This is a genomic window from Pseudomonas sp. OA65, from assembly GCF_017498305.1.
Lineage (GTDB): Bacteria > Pseudomonadota > Gammaproteobacteria > Pseudomonadales > Pseudomonadaceae > Aquipseudomonas > Aquipseudomonas zanjanensis.
Genome location: NZ_JAGDEZ010000007.1, coordinates 185,320 through 205,457 on the forward strand (window position 1 = coordinate 185,320; position 20,138 = coordinate 205,457).

22 protein-coding genes are annotated in these 20,138 nt (G+C 62.5%); 10 read left to right on the top strand and 12 right to left on the bottom strand.

Annotated features, from left to right (window positions below):
• Positions 1 to 14 precede the first annotated feature (14 nt).
• Positions 15 to 1,445 (bottom strand): coniferyl aldehyde dehydrogenase, encoded by a 1,431-nt coding sequence (locus J3361_RS08630; protein ID WP_207963909.1) that lies wholly within the window; start codon positions 1,443 to 1,445, stop codon positions 15 to 17.
• A gap of 148 nt (positions 1,446 to 1,593) precedes the next feature.
• Here J3361_RS08630 and J3361_RS08635 point away from each other — a divergent pair, with 148 nt between their 5' ends.
• A complete protein-coding gene (locus J3361_RS08635; RefSeq protein WP_060740184.1) occupies positions 1,594 to 2,265 on the top strand; it encodes a TetR/AcrR family transcriptional regulator in 672 nt (223 codons plus the stop codon).
• A gap of 34 nt (positions 2,266 to 2,299) precedes the next feature.
• Positions 2,300 to 3,154, top strand: a complete 855-nt coding sequence (locus J3361_RS08640) for a sulfurtransferase (RefSeq protein ID WP_207963910.1) — start codon at positions 2,300 to 2,302, stop codon at positions 3,152 to 3,154.
• A gap of 135 nt (positions 3,155 to 3,289) precedes the next feature.
• On the opposite strand, the gene J3361_RS08645 is transcribed toward J3361_RS08640, so the two are convergent.
• From J3361_RS08645 to J3361_RS08660, 4 genes are read right to left on the bottom strand one after another with little or no spacing between them, the layout of a single operon-like run.
• Positions 3,290 to 4,288: a hydrolase gene (locus tag J3361_RS08645; protein ID WP_207963911.1), complete on the bottom strand. Its 999-nt coding sequence runs from the start codon at positions 4,286 to 4,288 to the stop codon at positions 3,290 to 3,292.
• 31 nt (positions 4,289 to 4,319) lie between these two features.
• Positions 4,320 to 4,931, bottom strand: coding sequence for a 16S rRNA (guanine(966)-N(2))-methyltransferase RsmD (rsmD, locus tag J3361_RS08650; protein WP_064106887.1), 612 nt, complete (start codon positions 4,929 to 4,931; stop codon positions 4,320 to 4,322).
• Entirely contained in the window at positions 4,931 to 6,421 is a 1,491-nt protein-coding gene (locus tag J3361_RS08655; protein WP_207963912.1) for a pitrilysin family protein, read from the bottom strand. Before J3361_RS08655 ends, rsmD begins: the two co-directional genes overlap by 1 nt.
• Complete coding sequence (locus tag J3361_RS08660) at positions 6,414 to 7,769, bottom strand: pitrilysin family protein (protein WP_207963913.1); 1,356 nt, start codon at positions 7,767 to 7,769, stop codon at positions 6,414 to 6,416. The genes J3361_RS08655 and J3361_RS08660 overlap by 8 nt, the downstream gene beginning before the upstream one ends.
• 343 nt (positions 7,770 to 8,112) lie before the next feature.
• On the opposite strand from J3361_RS08660, the gene ftsY reads away from it, so the two are divergent.
• From ftsY to rpoH, 4 genes are all read left to right on the top strand, one after another.
• On the top strand, positions 8,113 to 9,546 hold the full coding sequence (gene ftsY / locus J3361_RS08665) for a signal recognition particle-docking protein FtsY (protein WP_207963915.1): 1,434 nt from the start codon (positions 8,113 to 8,115) through the stop codon (positions 9,544 to 9,546).
• Positions 9,543 to 10,214: a cell division ATP-binding protein FtsE gene (gene ftsE / locus J3361_RS08670; protein WP_003177474.1), complete on the top strand. Its 672-nt coding sequence runs from the start codon at positions 9,543 to 9,545 to the stop codon at positions 10,212 to 10,214. The genes ftsY and ftsE overlap by 4 nt, the downstream gene beginning before the upstream one ends.
• Positions 10,211 to 11,233, top strand: coding sequence for a permease-like cell division protein FtsX (gene ftsX / locus J3361_RS08675; RefSeq protein WP_207963917.1), 1,023 nt, complete (start codon positions 10,211 to 10,213; stop codon positions 11,231 to 11,233). Before ftsE ends, ftsX begins: the two co-directional genes overlap by 4 nt.
• Before the next feature lie 112 nt (positions 11,234 to 11,345).
• On the top strand, positions 11,346 to 12,200 hold the full coding sequence (gene rpoH / locus J3361_RS08680; RefSeq protein ID WP_003177476.1) for an RNA polymerase sigma factor RpoH: 855 nt from the start codon (positions 11,346 to 11,348) through the stop codon (positions 12,198 to 12,200).
• A gap of 196 nt (positions 12,201 to 12,396) precedes the next feature.
• On the opposite strand, the gene mtgA is transcribed toward rpoH, so the two are convergent.
• Complete coding sequence (mtgA, locus tag J3361_RS08685; RefSeq protein WP_207963919.1) at positions 12,397 to 13,119, bottom strand: monofunctional biosynthetic peptidoglycan transglycosylase; 723 nt, start codon at positions 13,117 to 13,119, stop codon at positions 12,397 to 12,399.
• Between the two features lie 73 nt (positions 13,120 to 13,192).
• Between mtgA and J3361_RS08690 the strand changes: the two genes are divergently transcribed.
• The 4 genes from J3361_RS08690 (at position 13,193) to trmB (ending at position 15,463) form a co-directional block, all read left to right on the top strand.
• Positions 13,193 to 13,573 carry a DUF423 domain-containing protein gene (locus J3361_RS08690; protein ID WP_207963920.1) on the top strand — a complete coding sequence of 127 codons (381 nt, stop codon included), beginning with the start codon at positions 13,193 to 13,195 and terminating at the stop codon, positions 13,571 to 13,573.
• Positions 13,574 to 13,678: 105 nt separating this feature from the next.
• Entirely contained in the window at positions 13,679 to 13,879 is a 201-nt protein-coding gene (gene thiS / locus J3361_RS08695; RefSeq protein WP_163006804.1) for a sulfur carrier protein ThiS, read from the top strand.
• A gap of 54 nt (positions 13,880 to 13,933) precedes the next feature.
• Positions 13,934 to 14,728, top strand: coding sequence for a thiazole synthase (locus J3361_RS08700; protein ID WP_003177480.1), 795 nt, complete (start codon positions 13,934 to 13,936; stop codon positions 14,726 to 14,728).
• Positions 14,729 to 14,737: 9 nt separating this feature from the next.
• Positions 14,738 to 15,463 (top strand): tRNA (guanosine(46)-N7)-methyltransferase TrmB, encoded by a 726-nt coding sequence (gene trmB / locus J3361_RS08705; protein ID WP_207963921.1) that lies wholly within the window; start codon positions 14,738 to 14,740, stop codon positions 15,461 to 15,463.
• A gap of 172 nt (positions 15,464 to 15,635) precedes the next feature.
• Here trmB and J3361_RS08710 read toward each other — a convergent pair whose 3' ends face one another.
• From J3361_RS08710 to J3361_RS08735, 6 genes are read right to left on the bottom strand one after another with little or no spacing between them, the layout of a single operon-like run.
• Positions 15,636 to 15,959, bottom strand: a complete 324-nt coding sequence (locus tag J3361_RS08710; protein ID WP_014340681.1) for a DUF3392 domain-containing protein — start codon at positions 15,957 to 15,959, stop codon at positions 15,636 to 15,638.
• An 18-nt stretch (positions 15,960 to 15,977) separates the two neighbouring features.
• Complete coding sequence (gene hemW, locus J3361_RS08715; protein ID WP_243458789.1) at positions 15,978 to 17,177, bottom strand: radical SAM family heme chaperone HemW; 1,200 nt, start codon at positions 17,175 to 17,177, stop codon at positions 15,978 to 15,980.
• Positions 17,174 to 17,770 (bottom strand): RdgB/HAM1 family non-canonical purine NTP pyrophosphatase, encoded by a 597-nt coding sequence (rdgB, locus tag J3361_RS08720; protein ID WP_207963922.1) that lies wholly within the window; start codon positions 17,768 to 17,770, stop codon positions 17,174 to 17,176. The genes hemW and rdgB overlap by 4 nt, the downstream gene beginning before the upstream one ends.
• Positions 17,767 to 18,201: a DUF4426 domain-containing protein gene (locus J3361_RS08725; RefSeq protein ID WP_207963923.1), complete on the bottom strand. Its 435-nt coding sequence runs from the start codon at positions 18,199 to 18,201 to the stop codon at positions 17,767 to 17,769. The genes rdgB and J3361_RS08725 overlap by 4 nt, the downstream gene beginning before the upstream one ends.
• Positions 18,202 to 18,226: 25 nt before the next feature.
• Positions 18,227 to 18,847, bottom strand: coding sequence for a methionine biosynthesis protein MetW (gene metW, locus J3361_RS08730; protein ID WP_053126236.1), 621 nt, complete (start codon positions 18,845 to 18,847; stop codon positions 18,227 to 18,229).
• 7 nt (positions 18,848 to 18,854) lie between these two features.
• The gene (locus J3361_RS08735) at positions 18,855 to 19,994 is read right to left on the bottom strand and encodes a homoserine O-acetyltransferase (protein WP_046063237.1); all 1,140 of its coding nucleotides are present in this window, start codon (positions 19,992 to 19,994) and stop codon (positions 18,855 to 18,857) included.
• Between the last annotated feature and the right edge of the window lie 144 nt (positions 19,995 to 20,138).

Genomic DNA, 20,138 nt, shown 5'->3' on the forward strand with positions numbered 1-20,138 from the left:
CGGCAAGAGACGCGTCAGCGGACAAACAGCTTCTGGATCAGTTTCTGCAACGGCTTGCCATAGGGTGGATAAATCAGCTTCGCTGCGTTGAATCGCTGTTTGGTCAGCACGCCCTTGGCCTTGCTGAAGGTCAGGAAACCCTCATGCCCGTGGTAGTGCCCCATTCCCGAGGGCCCGATGCCGCCGAACGGCATGTCATCCTGGGCGACATGCAACAGCGTGTCGTTCAGGCAGACGCCGCCGGAGTGGGTTTCGTGGAGCACGCGATGTTGATCGGCCTTGTTGTAGCCGAAGTAGTAGAGCGCCAGTGGGCGGGGGCGCTGATTGATGTAGGCAAATGCCTGGTCCAGAGTGTCGTAGGGCACGATGGGCAGCAGCGGGCCGAAGATCTCGTCCTGCATGACGGTCATCTCATCGTTGACGTTGAGCAGCAGACTGTGGGCCATGCGGCGGCCCTGGCCCTGTTCGAACAGCTCGATCAATAACGCGCCTTTGCTGGTGGCGTCGCTGATGTAGCCGTTGAGCCGTGCCAGTTGTCGTTCATTGATAACGGCGGTGTAGTCCGGGTTGTCCGCCAGGGTCGGGTAAAATCCGCGAACCGCCTCGCGATACGCCTCGACGAATTCGCCGACGCGGTTCTGCGGCACCAGCACGTAGTCCGGGGCGACACAGGTTTGCCCGGCATTCAGGGTTTTGCCGAAGGCAATGCGTTCGGCGGCGTCCTTGATCGGTACATCGACCGACACGATGGCCGGCGATTTCCCACCCAGCTCAAGGGTGACCGGCGTCAGGTTTTCGGCGGCGGCGCGCATGACATGTTTGCCAATGCTGGTGGCGCCGGTGAACAACAGGTGATCGAAGGGCAACTTGGAAAACGCCATGCCCACCTCCGCCTCGCCCAGCACCACGCACACCAGGTCCTGGGGGAAGACCCGGGCCAGCAATTGCTTGAGCAGCAAGCCGGTCGCCGGTGTCGATTCGCTGAGCTTGAGCATCACCCGATTGCCCGCCGCCAAAGCCCCAACCAGCGGCCCGATGGCGAGGAACAGTGGATAATTCCACGGAACAATGACCCCGACCACGCCCAACGGCTGATAGATCACTTTGGCTGACGCCGGTTGAAAGGCCATGCCGACCTTGCGCCGGGAGGGCTTCATCCAACCCTGGAGATGACGGCTGGCGTAATGAATGCCATGCAGGCTCGGCATCAACTCGGCCAACAGTGTTTCATCGGCGCTGCGGTGGCTGAAGTCCTGGCTGATGGCGTCGATCAAGGCTTGGCGTTCGTTGCTCAATATCTCGCGCAGTGCCTTGAGCCATTGGCGGCGCTGTTCGGCCGGTGGCATTGGGTGGGCGGCGTAGGCCTGGCGCTGGGCATCGAAGCGCGACCGCAGCTCGTCCAGTTGTTGTTGAGACTCGTGCAGGTAGGCAACGTCGGCAGGCATCGTCAGGCACCGGATATTATTAGAGTGGGTGTTTTCTAGAGCTTATACTCTAGAAAGTCAATGGCATCCTTAACGGCTGTGGGTTTTTCCTGCGGCGGATAGGTCGTAAGATGCCATTCAATGCCTTCGTCGAATTAAAGCCCAAACCATGGCCCCACGAATGAAAACCAGCGAGCGCATCGTGCAAAACAGCCTCGAGCTGTTCAACCAACAGGGTGAGCGCAGCGTCAGCACCAATCACATCGCCGCCCACATGGACATGTCCCCGGGCAATCTCTATTACCACTTCCCCAACAAGCAGGCGATCATCGCCGTGCTGTTCAGTGAGTACGAGAACCTGGTGGACAGTTTCCTGCGTCCGCCCCAGGGCCGGGCTGCCACGGTGGATGACAAACGCTTTTACCTGCAGGAACTGCTGGCGGCCATGTGGCGCTATCGCTTCCTGCACCGGGACCTGGAGCATCTGCTCGACAGCGATCCGGACCTTGCGGCCCGCTATCGGCGGTTTTCCCAGCGCTGCCTGATCCACGGCACCGCGATCTACGAGGGTTTCGTAGCTGCCGGTATCCTGAAGATGGACCGGGTGCAGATCGAATCCCTGACCCTCAACGCCTGGATCATCCTCACGTCCTGGGTGCGGTTCTTGTGCACCACGCGGGAAAATTTCAGCCACCTGAGCGAGCAGGCCATCAAGCGCGGCGTCTATCAGGTGCTGGTGTTGGAGGCCGGTTTCGTCACCGATCAGGCCCGCGAGGCAGTGGATGCACTGTTCAAGGAATATTACGTTCCACTGGCCCAGACCCTGGAGGAAGGGCAGTAGGCACCGATCCCCGACTTAGCCACAGGAGCTCACCATGCCCATCGCGCAACTCATCAGCCCTCAAGCCCTCGAACAGCGGCGATCACAGCCCGGACTGGTGATCCTCGATTGCCGTTTTGCCCTGGAAGACCCGGATTACGGTCAGCGCAGTTATGCCGAGGGGCACATTGCCGGGGCGTCGTTTGCGGACCTTGAGCGCGACTTGAGCGGACCGGTGACCAAGGGCGTGACCGGGCGTCATCCGCTGCCGGAGCCCGAGGCGTTGATCGAGCGTCTCAAGGCTTGGGGGGTGGATAACGATAGCGAGGTCGTGCTGTACGACGACGGTCCCGGCGCCTATGCCGCGCGGGCCTGGTGGTTGCTGGCCTGGCTGGGCAAGCGCGATGGCGTTTACATCCTCGACGGTGGGCTCAAGGCCTGGCATGCCGCAGGCTTGCCCCTGAGCCTTGATCCGCCGCAGAACGGTCGCGGGACTTTCAGCGGCGCGTCGGATGCGAGCCTGTTGATCGATGCGCAATCGCTGCGACATCGCCTCGGCGAACCGGCCATGACCCTGCTGGATGCCCGGGCATTGCCGCGATTCAAAGGGGAAGTCGAGCCAATCGACCCGGTGGCCGGGCATATCCCGGGCGCCCAATGCGCAGCGTTCACGAACAACCTTGGCGCCGATGGCCGCTTCCTGCCGGCCGAACAGCTCAAGCAACGCTTCGCCGAAAAACTGGGTGAGCGTTCGCCCACCGAACTGGTGGCGTACTGCGGCTCCGGCGTGACGGCGTGTCATAACCTGTTCGCCTTGTGCCTGGCAGGCTATCCGCTGGGGAGGCTGTACGCTGGCTCGTGGAGTGAGTGGATCAATGATCCGCAGCGGGGCGTGGCGACGGGCGAATAGTGTCTACATCTCAAATCAATGTGGGAGCGAGCCTGCTCGCGAAGGCGGCGGCACATCCAACATTGATGCAACCTGACCCACCGCTTTCGCGAGCAGGCTCGCTCCCACAGGGGATTTTTTGTTGTCTGCGAATCTTCAGCGGTGACCCAGGCTGGCCAGCCAATGGGGAATCCGCCGCTCCAGGTAATACCCGGGGCGCCGCAGGGTTCCGTCGACAAACCCCACATGCCCACCCTGGGCGTGCAGTTCAATCCGGGTCGAGGCCGATAATTCGCCCGGTTCGGGCAGGCTGTGGGGGAATACAAACGGATCGTCGGCGGCCTGGATGACCAGGGTCGGCGTGCTGATGCCTGCCATGAAATAGCGGCTGGAGGCGCGGCGGTAGTAGTCCGCCGCATCGGAGAACCCATGCAGCGGCGCCGTCACCCGCCCGTCAAAGTCCCAGAAGGTGCGCATGTTCTCCAGCGGGCCAAGTGCCGCCAGGGTCGCCAGGCCTTCGTGGCGTCCGTCGTGCAGAAACTGGCGTTGCTTGTTGCGCACATAGGCCACCAGTTGTCGCATGAAATGCGCCTGGTAGAGCTTGGAGAATCCCTGGCCAATGCGGTCGGCGCACTGGTCGAGGCGAAACGGTACCGAGACCGCCACCGCCCCTTGCAACTGGCTGTCGCCGCCGGTTTCTCCCAGATGCTTGAGCAACACATTGCCGCCCAACGAATAGCCCACCGCAAACAGCGGCGCCAAGGGCCGTCGGGCGCGCAGATGGGCGATGGCGGCGGCCAGGTCTTCGCTGACGCCCGAATGATAGCTGCGCGGCAGCAGGTTCGGCTCACCCGAGCAGCCGCGCCAGTTCAAGGCCGCACTGGCCCAGCCCTGGCGACTGAGGGCCTGCTGCAACCCAGCCACGTAAGGCGAGTTGGAAGAACCGGTCAGCCCGTGCAGCACCAGCACCAAGGGTGCCTCGGCGCTGTGGGGACCATGCCAGTCGAGGTCGAGGAAATCACCGTCCTCCAGCCACAGGCGCTCGCGTTGGCGCTCGATGTGGGTGGTCTGACGCCACAACGGGCCCCACAAGGTCTGCAAGTGCGGGTTGCCAAGACCCGGAGCAGGGACGAAACGTTCAGATGCGGCGGACATCATTATTATTCTCGATGCACGGGTCAGCCGTTCAGTCCATGTCCTTTGTCAAACGCTGCCACAACGCGTAATACACCCGTCCGGATTTCTGCTCGCGGTGCAAGCGCCAGTTCCCCGGCAAGCCCAGGGTGGACGGGGCGGTCTCGCTTTCAGTGTAGACCCAGGCATCCTCGGCCAGCCACTGGCGTTCCTCGAGCAAGGCGCAGACCGTCGGCAACAGGTTCTGGTTGAACGGCGGGTCGAGGAACACCAGGTCGAAAGGCGTCGCCGGTTGGCTGTCGAGGTAGCGCAGCGCATCGGCGGTTTGCACCTGGCCGACGGTGCAACGCAGGGTGCCCAGGTGTTCTTTCAGGCTGGAAACCGCCAGGTTGCTGGCGTCCAGCGCCTGGCCCATGGCGGCGCCACGGGACAGGGCCTCGAGAAACAGTGCGCCGCTGCCGGCGAACGGGTCGAGCACCCGGGCACCTGCCACATAGGGTGCGAGCCAGTTGAACAGGGTTTCCCGCACGCGGTCCGGGGTGGGGCGCAGCCCCGGGGCATCCGGGAAGCTCAGGCGCCGGCTGCGCCATTCGCCGCCGATGATGCGCAACTGGTTCACGCCGTTGTGCACAGGTTTCTTGCTGGAATTCGATGGACGGGCCATTAGTGCTCCGGAACCCCGAGCGGCTGCTCGGCAGGTTTGTCAGTGGGGGGCGGCAACGGCTTTTGCGGCACGCTAGGGCCGGCGGTGACGATAACCATCTTGTCGGTGCTCAAATGTTTGTTCAGCGCGGCCTTGACCTGCTCGACGGTCAGTTCCTGGGACTGGCGCATGAAGTCCTCCAGGTAGCTCAGCGGCAAGTCATAGAAGCCCATGGCGCCGAGTTGGCCGACGATATCGGCGTTGCTGGCGGTGGACAGCGGGAAGCTGCCGGCCAATTCGCGCTTGGCGTCATCGAGTTCTTTCTGGGTCGGACCGTTCTTGAGGTAGTCGGCGAACACGTCCTGCACCAGTTTCAAGGTGCCTTCGCTCATTTCTGCACGGGTCTGCAGGTTGATCATGAACGGGCCGCGGGCTTGCATCGCCGTGAAGCCGGAATAGACACCATAGGTCAGGCCGCGCTTTTCGCGAACTTCAGTCATCAACCGCGTGCCGAAGCCACTGCCGCCGAGGATCTGGTTGCCCAGGGACACCGCTGCATAGTCTGGATCGTCGCGGTCGATGCCCAGTTGCGCGAGCATCAGGTTGGTCTGTTTGGACGGAAACTCGATATGGCCGATGCTCGCCTTCGGCTCTACCGGAGGCGGGGTTTTCACCAAGGCAGGGCCTTTGGGCAGCGCGGCGGAGACCTGGTTGGCAATCGCTTCGGCTTCGGCGCGGGACAAGTCCCCCACCAGTGCGATCACGGCGTTGCCGGCGGCGTAGGCCTTGGCGTGGAAAGCCCGGGCCTGGGCCAGGGTGATCGGTGGAATGCTCTCGGCGGTGCCGTCGCTGGAGTGGGCATACGGATGATCGCCATACAGGCGCTTCATCAGTTCCAGGCCCGCCAGTTTGCCGGGGTTCTGCTTTTGGTACTCGAAGCCGGCCAGCATCTGGTTCTTGATCCGGGCAAAGGAGTCGGCGGGGAAGGTCGGTTTGCCGACGACTTCGGCGTACAGCTTCAATGCCGGCTCACGCTTGTCGACCGCGCTGAGGCTGCGCAAAGACGCCACGGCCATGTCCCGATAGGCGCCGTTGCCGAAGTCCGCACCGAGGCTTTCGAAGCCTTGGGCAATGGCGCTGACGTCCTTGCCGGCCACGCCTTCGTTGAGCATGGCGTTGGTCAGCAGGGCGAGGCCAGGGGCGTCGTCGTCCTGGCTGCTGCCGGCGGCGAAGGTCAGGCGCAGGTCGAACATCGGCAATTCCCGGGCTTCGACGAACAGCACCTTGGCGCCGTCGGCGGTTTTCCAGGTTTGCACGTCGAGCTGGCGCCGGCTGGGCGCCTTGTCGTTCAGTTCAGCCAAGGATTGCAGCTTGTTGCCGGACTTGGCCTTGTCCAAGGCCTGGCTGGCGTTGGAGTCGCTGGACGGCGTCAGGTAGAAGGCCAGGGCGCTGGCCAGGACGATCAATACCAGGCCGATCAGCACCAGACGCGATGATTTGCGCTCACTCATGAGCTTTCTCCTCGGGCAGGATGTGCGCAACGCTTAGGCGCGAGCGGGTGAAATACAGCTGGGCTGCCTTCTGGATGTCTTGCGGGGTCACGCTTTGCAGTTCGGCGAGTTCAGTGTCCATCAGCTTCCAGGACAAACCGACGGTTTCCAGTTGGCCGATGGCGGTGGCCTGGCTCGTGATCGAGTCGCGCTCATACACCAGGCCGGCGATGACCTGGGCGCGCACGCGTTCCAGTTCCTCGGCGGTCGGGGCGGTGGGTTTCAACTGATCGAGCAAGCGCCACAGACCGGCTTCGGCCTGGGCGAGGGTTTTGTTTTTCTGCGTATTGGGCGTCGCCGACAAGGTGAACAGCGTGTCGCCGCGGGTGAAAGCGTCGTAGCTCGACGAACCACCGGACACCAATTCTTCGCCGCGCTCCAGCTGGGTCGGGATCCGGCCGCTGTAGCCACCGTCCAGCAGGGCCGAAATCAGTCGCAGCGCGTTGACCGACGCCTTGTCTGTCGCGGTGGCAATGCTTGGCACGTTGAAGGCCAGCATCACGCTGGGCAGTTGGGTCTGCACATGCAGGGTGATCAGGCGCTCGCCGGGTTCGGCCAGTTCCAAGGGGAGCTTGGCGACTGGCACCGCGCGTCGTGCAATCGGGCCAAAATACCGCTGGGCCAGGGATTTGACCTCGTCCGGCGTCACGTCGCCGACCACCACCAGGGTCGCGTTGTTCGGGGTGTACCAGGATTGGTACCAGTGACGCAGCTCTTCGACGGTCATCCGGTCCAGATCGGCCATCCAGCCGATGGTCGGCGTGTGATAACCACTGGCCGGGTAAGCCATGGCCTTGAAGCGCTCATAGGCCTTGGACATGGGCTTGTCGTCGGTGCGCATGCGGCGCTCTTCCTTGATCACCTCGATCTCGCGGCTGAACTCCTCCGGCGGCAGGCGCAGGCTGGCCATGCGGTCGGCTTCCAGTTCGAAGGCCACGCCCAGGCGGTCACGGGCCAGCACTTGGTAGTAGGCGGTGAAGTCATCACTGGTGAAGGCATTCTCTTCGGCACCGAGGTCGCGCAGGATCAGCGAGGCTTCGCCGGGGCCGACTTTTTCACTGCCCTTGAACATCATGTGTTCAAGAGCGTGGGACAAACCGGTCTGGCCTGGCGTTTCGTAGCTGGAACCCACCTTGTACCAGACCTGGGACACCACCACCGGCGCGCGATGGTCTTCGCGCACGACGACCTTCAGGCCGTTGTCGAGGGTGAATTCATGGGTGGGTTGTGGGTCGGCAGCCAAGGCTGAAAAGGGCAGACAAACTGTGCTGAGCAGCAGGCCTGCGGCGCGGCGGGCAAGAGCATTCATTCGTGTTTAAACCTGTTGGGTTGCCTGCTAGGTCTTAGCCTCAGCAGGCGAGGAGGTGCTAGGATACTGATCCGTTTTACTGGCGGCCACGCCTATCGGGCCTTTTATCGGCCCGGGGTTGTCTGGGTTCTCCGGAGAAACACTGGGTTTGCTCGTTGATCCCGGCGTTTTCGCCGATGATGCCGTACCAGTCCTTCGAAAAATTGCCTTTGAGGCGTCCTGGGGACGCTTCGACAAAATGTTGCGCGTGAACAAGCTGGATGAAACGCAGTCTGTTCAGCATCGAATATTTATCACCGAGGCGCCCTCGTGGCGCGTCGCTACCGTGAGATAGCCGTCCTCCATGTTTGGTTCCAACGACGACAAGAAGACCCCAGCTGCGGCTGGCGAGAAAAAAAGCCTGTTCGGATGGCTGCGCAAGAAGCCGCAGGAAACCGTCGTCGAACAGCCAGAAGCGCTGCCTGAGCCCGCCGCCGAGACAGTGGCCGAAGAGGCCGCGCCCATCGTCCTGCCGATCGCCGAGCCGGTGCTGCAGCCGGTCGAGCCTGAACCCGCGCCTGAGCCGCTGGCCGAACAGCCCCTGACCCCGCCCGCCGGGCAAACCCCCTGGCTGACCTTGCCAGTGGCGGAAGAACCGGTTGCGCTGGTCGAAGACGAGTCTGCGCATACCCCGCCACCGATCCCGGCAACGACGCAACCTGTCGAGACGCCGGTCGAGACGCCGGTTGCCGAAGCGCCAGCGTCCGTCATTACGCCCGCCGCGCCTCAACCCGTTCCTGAGCCAGAGCCTGCTCCGGCTGAGGTTCCGGCTCCGGCCGAGCCGCCACGCACGGCCGAAGAAAACAAGGTCGGCTTCTTCGCCCGCCTCAAGCAGGGCCTGTCCAAGACCAGCGCCAGCATCGGCGAAGGCATGGCCAGCCTGTTCCTGGGCAAGAAAGTCATCGATGACGAATTGCTGGAAGACATCGAGACCCGCCTGCTGACCGCCGACGTTGGTGTCGAGGCCACCTCGGTGATTATCCAGAGCCTGACCCAGAAGGTCGCGCGTAAACAGCTGACCGACGCCGATGCCCTGTACAAATCCCTGCAAGGCGAGCTGACCAGCCTGCTCAAGCCGGTGGAAAAACCCCTGGTCGTTGCCTCGCAGAACAAGCCGTTCGTGATCCTGGTCGTTGGCGTCAACGGCGCTGGCAAGACCACCACCATCGGCAAGCTGGCCAAGAAGCTGCAGCTCGAAGGCAAGAAAGTCATGCTAGCCGCGGGCGACACCTTCCGCGCCGCTGCGGTCGAACAACTGCAAGTGTGGGGCGAGCGCAACAAGATCCCGGTGATCGCCCAGCACACCGGTGCCGACTCCGCCTCGGTGATCTTCGACGCCGTACAAGCGGCCAAGGCCCGTGGCATCGATGTGCTGATCGCCGACACCGCCGGTCGCCTGCACACCAAAGACAACCTGATGGAAGAGTTGAAGAAGGTGCGCCGGGTGATCGGCAAGCTCGACGCCGACGCGCCCCACGAAGTGCTGCTGGTGCTGGACGCCGGTACTGGCCAGAACGCCATCAACCAGGCCAAGCAGTTCAACCAGACCGTCGAACTGACCGGGCTGGCCCTGACCAAGCTCGACGGTACCGCCAAGGGCGGGGTGATCTTCGCCCTGGCCAAGCAGTTCGGCCTGCCCATTCGCTACATCGGCGTGGGTGAAGGCATCGACGACTTGCGCACCTTTGAAGCCGAGCCCTTTGTCCAGGCACTGTTTGCCGAACGGGAGCATTCATGATTCGTTTCGAACAGGTCGGTAAACGCTATCCGAACGGTCACGTCGGCTTGCATGAGCTGAGCTTTCGGGTCCGTCGGGGCGAGTTTCTGTTTGTCACCGGCCATTCCGGCGCCGGTAAAAGTACCTTGCTGCGCCTGCTGCTGGCGATGGAGCGACCCTCCACCGGCAAATTGCTGCTGGCCGGCCAGGACCTGAGCACCATCAGCAATGCCCAGATCCCCTACCTGCGGCGGCAGATCGGCGTGGTGTTCCAGAATCACCAATTGCTGTTCGACCGCACGGTGTTCAACAACGTGGCGTTGCCGTTGCAGATCCTTGGCCTGTCCAAGGCCGAGATCATCAAGCGCGTGGATTCGGCCCTGGAGCGCGTGGCCCTGTCGGACAAGACCGACCTGTACCCAGGCGACCTGTCCACCGGCCAGCAACAGCGCGTCGGCATCGCCCGCGCCATCGTCCATCGCCCGGCCTTGCTGCTGGCGGACGAACCCACCGGTAACCTCGACCCGCGCCTGGCGGCGGAAATCATGGGTGTGTTCGAAGACATCAATCGCCTGGGCACGAGCGTGCTGATCGCCAGTCACGACCTGGCACTGATCGCGCGCATGCGTCACCGCATGCTCACTTTGCAACGCGGTCGACTGATCGGTGACGGGGAGGCCGGCGTATGAGTGCTACTCGCAGCCCGAAAGTGGCCGAACGCGTGGCCCCGAAGGCCTCCGATCCGCAGCCGCAAAAGAAAAAACGCGACGATGACGATGGTCCGGACTTCGCCACGCTGCTGCGCGCCTGGATCGAAAGCCATCGCGCCAGCCTGCTGGACAGCCTGCGGCGCCTGGGCAAACAGCCCATCGGCAGCTTCTTTACCTGCATGGTGATGGCGGTTGCCTTGAGCCTGCCCATGGGCCTGTCATTATTGCTCAGTAACGTGGAGCGCCTGGGCGGTTCCTGGCAGCGCGCTGCGCAGATTTCCCTGTACCTGCAGATGGATGCCAGCCCCGGCGAAGGCCAGGCGTTGCGCGAGCAGATCAAGGCCATGCCGGGTGTGGCCGAGGCCGAGTACATCGGCCGCGAGCAGGCGCTTGAAGAGTTCCAGCAACAGTCCGGCCTGGGCGATGCCCTCAAGGAGCTGCCGGAGAACCCGCTGCCAGGCGTGGTGCTGGTGACGCCGAACGAGGTCGACAAGCCCGCCCTTGAAGCATTAAGACAAAGACTTTCCGAGTTGCCGAAGGTACAACAGGCGCAACTTGATCTAGTCTGGGTCGAGCGTCTTGCGGCGATCCTCAAGCTCGGCGACCGGTTTGTCTTCGGTCTGACGGTGCTGCTGGTGTCTGCATTACTTTTGGTGATAGGCAATACCATTCGTCTTCATATTGAAAACCGCCGCACCGAGATAGAAGTGATTAAACTCGTCGGCGGTACGGACAGTTATGTACGCAGGCCCTTCCTTTATATGGGGGCGCTGTATGGCTTCGGTGCCGGGATCCTGTCCTGGGGTGTATTGGCGTTTGGCCTGGACTGGCTGAACGATGCGGTAGTGGGGCTGGCCGGTTTGTACGGCAGTGATTTTTCGCTGGCCGGAGTGCCAGTCGCCGACGGTCTGTCGCTCTTGCTTGGCGCGGTGCTGTTGGGTTATATCGGTGCATGGATTGCGGTCGCACGCCACTTGCGTGAGCTTGCGCCAAAATAGTGTTTTTTGCGCGTATTGACCTTTCAGTTTTTGTGGGAACTTGTCCTACGGTTCCCGGTCAATTTTCGCAGTGCTGAACTGCACGAGTTATGTAAGTTGGAGGTTTTTTCGTATGACCACTTCTTTGCAACCTGCTTATGCTCTGGTCCCGGGTGCGAACCTGGAGGCCTATGTGCACACGGTCAACAGCATCCCGTTGCTGACCCCTGAGCAGGAGCGTGAACTGGCCGAGAGTCTCTATTATGAGCAGGATCTTGAGGCGGCTCGGCAGATGGTGCTCGCCCACCTGCGTTTTGTCGTACATATCGCCCGCAGCTATTCCGGCTACGGGCTGGCCCAGGCCGACCTGATCCAGGAAGGCAACGTTGGCCTGATGAAGGCGGTCAAGCGTTTCAACCCGGAAATGGGCGTGCGCCTGGTGTCGTTTGCGGTGCACTGGATCAAGGCGGAAATCCACGAGTTCATCCTGCGCAACTGGCGCATTGTGAAAGTCGCGACCACCAAGGCCCAGCGCAAGCTGTTCTTCAACCTGCGCAGCCAGAAGAAACGCCTGGCCTGGCTGAACAACGAAGAAGTCCATCGTGTTGCCGAAAGCCTGGGCGTAGAGCCTCGGGAAGTGCGCGAGATGGAAAGCCGCCTGACCGGCCATGACATGGCCTTCGATCCGGCCGCCGAAGCGGACGACGACAGCGCTTTCCAATCGCCGGCCAACTACCTGGAAGACCACCGGTACGACCCGGCGCGTCAACTGGAAGACGCCGACTGGAGCGACAACTCCAACACTAACCTGCACGAAGCCCTGGAGGTTCTGGACGAACGCAGCCGCGACATTCTCTACCAGCGCTGGCTGGCCGAGGAAAAAGCCACGCTGCACGACCTGGCGCAGAAGTACAACGTGTCGGCCGAGCGGATTCGCCAGCTCGAGAAAAGCGCGATGAACAAGCTCAAGGTGTCGATCGCCGCCTGACTGCGATAGCGGCCATAAAAAACGCCCCGATCAGAGATGATCGGGGCGTTTTTGTTTGTGCTCACTCTCGGACTCGACCCAGGCCCCCTGTGGGAGCGAGCCTGCTCGCGAATGCGGTGTGTCAGCTCACATAAATGTATCAAGTACGCCCATTCGCGAGCAGGCTCGCTCCCACAAAGGGTCTCAGTGTTTGCGGCTATTGCGCCCAGGGCGCCCGCCGCGACTCATTCAGCTGCAATAGATAACCGTCGCCCCCCAACTGGCTCATCTGCTGGCGAATCCAACCCGCCCGCCGTAGCACATAGGGGCTTGGCCGGCTGGCGCTCCATTTCCGTGGGTTGGGCAATACCGCTGCCAGCAAGCTGGCCTGTTGCCGGGACAAGGCGCCGGCGCTGGTGCGGAAGTGATGCCGCGCCGCCGCTTCTGCCCCGAACACACCGTCATCCCACTCGACGCTGTTGAGGTACACCTCGAGGATCCGCTGCTTGGGCCAGAACACTTCGATCAGCGCGGTGAACCAGGCCTCCAGTCCCTTGCGCAGCCAACTGCGGCCCGACCACAGGAACAGGTTCTTGGACACTTGCTGGCTGAGGGTGCTGGCGCCGCGAATCGAACCGCCACGCCCATTGTGGGCGAAGGCAGCCTGGATCGCGCCGATGTCGAAGCCCCAGTGCTGGGGGAATTTCTGGTCTTCGCCAGCAATCACCGCGACCTTGAGGCTGTCGGAGATCTGGTCCCACGGTTGCCAGTCGCGCTGCAGGTCGATCGGCTCGCCGCCGAACCAGGATTCAACCTTGCGCTCGATCATCAGCGCGGTGAACGGCGGCGGCACCACGCGAAACAACAGCACGAGCACAACGCTGCCGACGGCGAACCAGAGCAGGGCTTTAAGGAATCGTCGAAACAATGTACGCAGCATAGAGATGGCTTGGCCGAACCCGTCGAGCGGGCCATTATACAGACCCTGCCCACCGAGTCTGATTGGAGTTCCCATGTTGCGTAGCTTTCTGATGCTGGCGGCTTTCTTCGGTTTCACAGGCGTGGCGTTGGGGGCATTCGCCGCCCATGGCCTGAAAAACCGCCTGAGCGCCGATTACCTGGCGATTTTCCACACCGGCGTCACCTACCAACTGGTCCACACCCTGGCGTTGCTGGGCGTCGCGCTGCTGGCCACGCACATTCCAGGACGCATCGTCACCTGGGCTGGGGTTGCCTTTGTGATCGGTATCCTGTTGTTCTCCGGCAGCCTGTATTTGTTGACCCTTACAGGCGTTACCAAGCTGGGCATCATCACGCCCCTGGGCGGCGTGGCTTTCCTGATCGGCTGGTTGTGCCTGGGCATTGCGGCCTGGCGCCTGCAACTTGCCGCTTGAAGCTTGAAGCTTGAAGCTTGTGGCTCGTAGCTGACCAAGGGGCTTGGGTCACCCAGACTGATCGGGCTAGAATGCCAGCCCCTAAAAATGATGGCGGCATCCGGCATGCGCATTCAGTTGAACGGCGAACCCCTTGAACTGCCCGACGGTGAAACCGTTGCGGCCCTGCTGACCCGTCTGGAACTCACCGGACGCCGCGTCGCGGTGGAACTCAATCTGGATATCGTCCCGCGCAGCCAGCATGCCGAAACCACGTTGAACGACGGCGATTCGGTCGAAGTGGTCCATGCCATCGGTGGCGGCTAGTCGCCTCGGTTTCGCAGCATTTCGCAAGAACCTCACCCCAACAGAGGATTTCCCATGAGCATCGTTCGTAGCGACAAGCCCTTCGTCCTGGCCGGTCGTACCTACCAGTCGCGCTTGCTGGTAGGCACCGGCAAATACCGCGACATGGAAGAAACCCGCCTGGCCATCGAGGCCTCGGGCGCCGAGATCGTGACCGTCGCCGTGCGCCGGACCAACATCGGCCAGAATCCGGGCGAACCGAACCTGCTGGATATCCTGCCGCCGGATCGCTACACCATCCTGCCCAACACCGCCGGTTGCTTCGACGCCATCGAGGCCGTGCGCACCTGCCGCCTGGCCCGTGAGCTGCTCGACGGCCACAACCTGGTGAAGCTGGAAGTGCTGGCGGACCAGAAAACCCTGTTCCCCAACGTGATCGAAACCCTCAAGGCCGCTGAAACCCTGGTCAAGGAAGGTTTCGACGTGATGGTCTACACCAGCGACGACCCGATCATCGCCCGTCAACTGGCGGAAATCGGCTGCATCGCGGTCATGCCACTGGCCGGCCTGATCGGCACTGGCCTGGGGATCTGCAACCCGTACAACCTGCAGATCATCCTGGAAGAAGCCAAGATCCCGGTGTTGGTGGATGCCGGTGTCGGTACCGCCTCCGACGCCACCATTGCCATGGAACTGGGTTGCGAAGCGGTGCTGATGAACTCGGCCATCGCACACGCCCAGCAGCCGATCCTGATGGCCGAAGCCATGAAACACGCCATCGTCGCCGGTCGCCTGGCGTACCTGGCTGGCCGCATGCCGAAAAAACTTTACGCCAGCGCCTCCTCGCCGCTGGATGGTCTGATCAAGTAAGAGCCATTGATGACTGAATCGAACGACACGCCGGTCCTGCCGGAAGAAGGCGAAGAGCGCCAGCACCGCCGCATCAAGAGTTTCGTGATGCGCGCCGGGCGCATGACTGAAGGCCAGCAGCGCGGCCTGGAGCAGGGCGCGCCGCTGTTTGTCCTGCCGCTTGCCGATGCGCCGGTGGATTTTGACCAGGTCTTCGGCCGCTCGGCCCCGCGCTCGCTGGAAATCGGCTTCGGCATGGGCCACTCGTTGCTGGAAATGGCCGCTGCTTCGCCGGAGCAGGATTTCATCGGCGTGGAAGTCCACCGTCCAGGCGTCGGTGCGCTGCTCAATGGCGTGCTGACCCAAGGGTTGACCAACCTGCGGGTCTACGATTGCGACGCCATCGAAGTGCTCAACCGCTGCGTGGCCGATAACAGTCTCGATCGGCTGATGCTGTTCTTCCCGGATCCCTGGCACAAAAGCCGTCACCATAAGCGCCGGATCGTCCAGGCGTCGTTCGCTGAGCTGGTGCGTAGCAAGTTGAAGGTCGGCGGGGTGCTGCACATGGCCACCGACTGGGAGCCCTACGCCGAGTACATGCTGGAAGTCATGAACGTCGCCCCGGGTTATCGCAACCTGGCCGAAGACGGCAAGTGCGTGCCGCGCCCGGCCGAACGGCCGATCACCAAGTTCGAGCGCCGTGGCGAACGGCTTGGGCATGGGGTGTGGGATTTGAAGTTCGAGAAGGTGGTTTAAACACCAGAAATCCCTGCTGAAAGGGGATCCCCTGTGGGAGCGGGCTTCTGTGGGAGCAAGGCTTGCCCGCGATAGCAGCGCCTCGGTGTCTACTTGAGCCCGAGTTGCCTGCATCGCGAGCAAGCTTTGCTCCCACAGAGCTCAGCTCCCACAGTTGTTTCAGGTGACCGGGTCAACGCCGATCTGCGACTACGCCAATCAACACCAGCACCACCAACAACACCGGCGCCAGGCTGTAGTTGTTGAACTGGCTCAAGCCTCGAACGATCCACGGCGTGGCGTAGATCAGCGCGGCGCCGCTGCCGATCATGCACAGCAGGGCGATCAAGGGGACGCGCAAGGCGCCGGCGATGCTGCCCAGGCGTTGTTCGACCCAGCCCTTGATATCGGCACCAAACAGCACCAGCAGGCAGCCTACCAATGCCAGGGAGATTTCCGACAGGTTGCTGCGGCTCCAGCGGGACACGGTGGCCAGCAGGTCGAGTACCAGATCCATTCGATTTCCTTGTGTTGATCAGCTCAGAAATGTCTGCAGCAAGTCATTGAGAAACAGCTGTCCGCGCTCGGTGGCCGCCAGACGTGTCGGTTCGACCTGCAACAACCCGCTTTGTTCGGCCTCGCGCCGGCCTTCGGCCAGGCTTTGCAGGGGCAGCCCGGTGCGCTCCGGGTACAGCCGCGCTTCCACGCCTGCGGTCAGGCGCAGGGCGTTCATCAGGAACTCGAACGGCAGCTCTTCATTGGCCAGGGTTTTCTCGCCGGCCTGGAAGCTTTTGGTCGGGTTGAGGTAGTCCTTGGGCAGTCGGGTCTTCCAGGTGCGCACGATGCGCCCGTCCGGATGGCTGAGCTTGCCGTGGGCGCCGGCGCCGATGCCGATGAAGTCGCCGAAGCTCCAGTAATTGAGGTTATGCCGCGCCGCCCGACCGGGCTGGGCGTAGGCCGAGACTTCGTATTGGGCGTAGCCGTGTTCGGCCAGCAAGGCTTGCCCGGCTTCCTGAATGTCCCACAGCGTGTCGTCTTCGGGCAAGGTCGGCGGCTGGTTCCAGAACACCGTGTTCGGCTCCAGCGTCAGCTGGTACCAGGACAAATGGGTCGGCTTCAAGGCGATGGCCTGGCGCAGGTCGCTCAAAGCGTCTTCCAGGGACTGGTCGGGCAGCCCATGCATCAGGTCCAGGTTGAAATTGTCGAAACCGGCCTGACGGGCCATGCCGGCGGCGCGCACCGCTTCGTCGCCGTTGTGTATCCGGCCCAGGGCTTCGAGCTTGGCCTGCTGGAAACTCTGGATACCGATGGACAGGCGATTGATGCCCAAGGCCCGGTAAGCGACGAACTTTTCCTGCTCGAAGGTGCCAGGATTGGCTTCCAGGGTGATTTCAATGTCCTGGGCGAACGCTATCCGCGCCTCGACACCCTTGAGCAATCGCCCCAGGGCTTGGGCGCTGAACAGGCTCGGGGTGCCGCCACCAAAAAAGATCGAGCTTAACGGGCGACCATAAACCGCGTGCAAGTCCTGGTCGAGGTCGGCCAGCAGGGCGTCGACATACTCCTCTTCCGGCAACTGTGGGCTGGCGGTGTGGGAGTTGAAGTCGCAATACGGGCATTTGCGCACGCACCACGGGATGTGGACGTACAACGCCAGGGGCGGCAGCACTGGCAACGGCGCCCGAGGCGTTTGGACACCGCCATGGATCAGCGGTGCGGGAGCGTCATCGATCATTGCAGGCCCAGGCGTTGACGCAGCAGGGCCATGGCGCGGGCGCGGTGGCTCAGTTGGTTTTTTTCCACCGGCCCCAGTTCGGCGCTGGAGCAATTGCGCTCCGGCACCCAGAACAACGGGTCGTAGCCAAAGCCGTGCTCGCCGCTGGCCTCGGTGAGAATGCGCCCGTGCCACAGGCCCTCGCAGAGGATCGGCAACGGATCGTCGGCGTGGCGGACCAGGGCCAGCACACAGACGAACTGCGCGCCGCGCTCGGCTTCGGGCACGTCCTTGAGGACGTCGAGCAGCTTGGCGTTGTTCGCCGCGTCACCTTTGCCGTCAGCGTAGCGGGCCGAGTAAATGCCCGGCGCACCGCCGAGGAAGTCCACGGCCAGCCCGGAATCGTCGGCCAGCGCCGGCAGGCCCGAAATGCGCGCGGCATTGCGGGCCTTGAGGATGGCGTTCTCGACGAACGAGAGGCCGGTCTCTTCCGGTTCCACCTGGCTGAACTCGCCAATCGAGCGCAACTGCACCGATCCGCCGAGCATGGCTTGCAGCTCCTTGAGTTTGCCGGCGTTGTGGCTGGCCAGCACGAGTTGGGTGAAATTGATCATTGGCCCGGGAACAGTTCCTGGTTGAAGTTGAGGGTGTTGATCTTGTCGCCGGTCTGCACCTTGATCTCGAAGGTGCGGTTTTCCTGCTGGGGCACCGGATACTGGGCGATGTAGTAGATCGCGCCTTGCTCGATCACCTGCTTGAATTGCAGCGGGATGCTCTGGCTGGTGAGGTCTTTCACCGTGCCGCTGACTTGGGCCATCAAGGGCTTGCCGCCCTTGATCACCGAAATATTGATCACACCCTGGTTTTTGCTGCGAATCAGCTCGGCTGCCTTGGCGATGTCGGGCGTCAGGAACGTGGAGTTGAAGGTGTTGTAGTGCACGGTGATATCACCGAATTTTTCCATGCGCTCGGCCTTGATGACGTCGGCGGCCATGGCGCCAACGCTCAGGCAAGCGGTGATGAGAAACAACGCTAGACGGTTCATGTCGTGCTCCTGGTGAGGCCGCGGCTCAAACCGCGACCTGATGATCGGCAAGGCCTGGGCTGCTGACCCGATAGATGCCTATTTCACCTAACAGATTAGGCCATAGCTTGCTGGCCCACCCGTGGCGGTGCTGCTGGTCCACGGCCAGGCGATCGATGACCTTGGCTTCACGTTCGTGGCACAGCGCTTCGAAATCCTTGAAGGTGCAGAAGTGGATGTTCGGCGTGTTGTACCAGGTGTAGGGCAGGAAATCCGAGACCGGCATGCGGCCCTTGCTCGCCAGGTACCAGCGGCAGCGCCAGTGGCCGAAGTTGGGGAAGGTGATGATGCACTGGCGTCCGACTCGCAGCATTTCGTCGAGGATCTTGTCCGGGTAGTGCACCGCTTGCAGGGCCTGGGTCATGACCACGATGTCGAAGCTGTTGCTGGCGAAGTTGCCCAGGCCCTTGTCCAGGTCCTGCTCGATGACGTTGATGCCCTTGGCGACGCACTCGGCAATGTTGTCCGGGTCGTTTTCCAGGCCGTAGCCGGTGACTTGCTTGTTGTCCCGCAGCCAGGTCAGCAGTTCGCCGTTGCCGCAGCCCAGGTCGAGCACGCGGCTGCCGGCGGGGATCCATTCCTGGATGATGTCCAGATCGGCTCTCATGGCGTCCTCACAGCGTTATACGGTTCATGTAGTTGCCGAACGCCTGCAGGTAACGCGGGATCGGAATCAAAAAGGCGTCGTGGCCCTGGGGCGCGTCGATTTCCAAGTAGCAGACGTCCTTGCGCGCGGCCATCAGCGCGTCCACCAGCTCCCGCGAGCGCGCCGGGGAGAAGCGCCAGTCGGTGGTGAACGACATCACACAGAACTTGGCGGTGGCGTTGGCGAAGGTTTTCGCCAGGTTATCGTCGAAGTTCGCCGCCGGATCGAAGTAATCCAGGGCCTTGGTCATCAATAGGTAGGTGTTGGCGTCGAAACGCCCGGAGAACTCTTCGCCCTGGTAGCGCAGGTAGCTCTCGACCTGGAACTCGACGCTGTGGAAGTCGTAGTTGAGCTTTTCGCTCTTGAGGCCTCGGCCGAATTTCTCGCCCATGGAGTCGTCGGACAGGTAGGTGATGTGCCCGACCATGCGCGCCAGCATCAGCCCGCGCTTGGGGATCACGCCGTGTTCCTGAAACGAACCGCCATGGAATTCCGGGTCGGTGAGGATCGCCTGGCGCGCCACTTCGTTGAAGGCAATGTTCTGTGCCGACAACTTGGGGGCCGAGGCGATTGCCAGGCAATGGCGCACGCGGTCCGGGTAGGTGATGGTCCATTGCAGGGCCTGCATGCCCCCCAGGCTGCCGCCGATCACGGCGGCCCACTGGCCGATGCCGAGGCGGTCGGCCAGACGCGCCTGGCTGTGAACCCAGTCTTCCACGGTCAGCACCGGGAAGTCGGCGCCGAAAGGTTTGCCGGTGTCCGGGTTGAGGCTGCTGGGGCCGGTGGAACCGTTGCAGCCGCCGAGGTTGTTCAGGCTGACCACGAAGAACTTGCTGGTATCGATGGGCTTGCCCGGGCCGATGCAACTGTCCCACCAGCCGGGCTTGCGGTCGTCGATGCTGTGGTAGCCGGCGGCGTGGTGATGCCCCGACAAGGCGTGGCAAATCAGCACGGCATTGCTCGCCGTGGCATTGAGGGTGCCGTAGGTTTCGTAGATCAGGTCATAGGCTGGCAACGAACGGCCGCAGGCCAGGGCCAGGGGCTCGCTGAAATGCGCCGTTTGCGGCGTCACCAGACCAACGGAATCGGGGGGAAAGGCAGCTGGCATCGACCCTGCTCGCGTTGAAATGAGGCGTAAGTCTAAAGACCGCTGGGGTTAGCGGCAAGCAAAGGCCCGCGCTGATTGTTCGCTGATGCAAACCCTGTGGCGACTGGATCTATCTGTGGCGAGGGAGCTTGCTCCCGCTGGGGC

What these genes read in the sequence shown, in the direction of transcription:
- J3361_RS08660 (WP_207963913.1), bottom strand. Translation starts at nt 7,769, where the DNA reads ATGAATGCTCTTGCCCGCCGCGCCGCAGGCCTGCTGCTCAGCACAGTT.
- rpoH (WP_003177476.1), top strand. Translation starts at nt 11,346, where the DNA reads ATGACCACTTCTTTGCAACCTGCTTATGCTCTGGTCCCGGGTGCGAAC.
- J3361_RS08635 (WP_060740184.1), top strand. Translation starts at nt 1,594, where the DNA reads ATGGCCCCACGAATGAAAACCAGCGAGCGCATCGTGCAAAACAGCCTC.
- rsmD (WP_064106887.1), bottom strand. Translation starts at nt 4,931, where the DNA reads ATGGCCCGTCCATCGAATTCCAGCAAGAAACCTGTGCACAACGGCGTG.
- J3361_RS08700 (WP_003177480.1), top strand. Translation starts at nt 13,934, where the DNA reads ATGAGCATCGTTCGTAGCGACAAGCCCTTCGTCCTGGCCGGTCGTACC.
- metW (WP_053126236.1), bottom strand. Translation starts at nt 18,847, where the DNA reads ATGAGAGCCGATCTGGACATCATCCAGGAATGGATCCCCGCCGGCAGC.
- ftsE (WP_003177474.1), top strand. Translation starts at nt 9,543, where the DNA reads ATGATTCGTTTCGAACAGGTCGGTAAACGCTATCCGAACGGTCACGTC.
- thiS (WP_163006804.1), top strand. Translation starts at nt 13,679, where the DNA reads ATGCGCATTCAGTTGAACGGCGAACCCCTTGAACTGCCCGACGGTGAA.
- J3361_RS08640 (WP_207963910.1), top strand. Translation starts at nt 2,300, where the DNA reads ATGCCCATCGCGCAACTCATCAGCCCTCAAGCCCTCGAACAGCGGCGA.
- J3361_RS08725 (WP_207963923.1), bottom strand. Translation starts at nt 18,201, where the DNA reads ATGAACCGTCTAGCGTTGTTTCTCATCACCGCTTGCCTGAGCGTTGGC.
- J3361_RS08710 (WP_014340681.1), bottom strand. Translation starts at nt 15,959, where the DNA reads ATGGATCTGGTACTCGACCTGCTGGCCACCGTGTCCCGCTGGAGCCGC.
- J3361_RS08630 (WP_207963909.1), bottom strand. Translation starts at nt 1,445, where the DNA reads ATGCCTGCCGACGTTGCCTACCTGCACGAGTCTCAACAACAACTGGAC.
- J3361_RS08735 (WP_046063237.1), bottom strand. Translation starts at nt 19,994, where the DNA reads ATGCCAGCTGCCTTTCCCCCCGATTCCGTTGGTCTGGTGACGCCGCAA.
- J3361_RS08645 (WP_207963911.1), bottom strand. Translation starts at nt 4,288, where the DNA reads ATGTCCGCCGCATCTGAACGTTTCGTCCCTGCTCCGGGTCTTGGCAAC.
- hemW (WP_243458789.1), bottom strand. Translation starts at nt 17,177, where the DNA reads ATGATCGATGACGCTCCCGCACCGCTGATCCATGGCGGTGTCCAAACG.
- J3361_RS08655 (WP_207963912.1), bottom strand. Translation starts at nt 6,421, where the DNA reads ATGAGTGAGCGCAAATCATCGCGTCTGGTGCTGATCGGCCTGGTATTG.
- mtgA (WP_207963919.1), bottom strand. Translation starts at nt 13,119, where the DNA reads ATGCTGCGTACATTGTTTCGACGATTCCTTAAAGCCCTGCTCTGGTTC.
- ftsX (WP_207963917.1), top strand. Translation starts at nt 10,211, where the DNA reads ATGAGTGCTACTCGCAGCCCGAAAGTGGCCGAACGCGTGGCCCCGAAG.
- trmB (WP_207963921.1), top strand. Translation starts at nt 14,738, where the DNA reads ATGACTGAATCGAACGACACGCCGGTCCTGCCGGAAGAAGGCGAAGAG.
- rdgB (WP_207963922.1), bottom strand. Translation starts at nt 17,770, where the DNA reads ATGATCAATTTCACCCAACTCGTGCTGGCCAGCCACAACGCCGGCAAA.
- ftsY (WP_207963915.1), top strand. Translation starts at nt 8,113, where the DNA reads ATGTTTGGTTCCAACGACGACAAGAAGACCCCAGCTGCGGCTGGCGAG.
- J3361_RS08690 (WP_207963920.1), top strand. Translation starts at nt 13,193, where the DNA reads ATGTTGCGTAGCTTTCTGATGCTGGCGGCTTTCTTCGGTTTCACAGGC.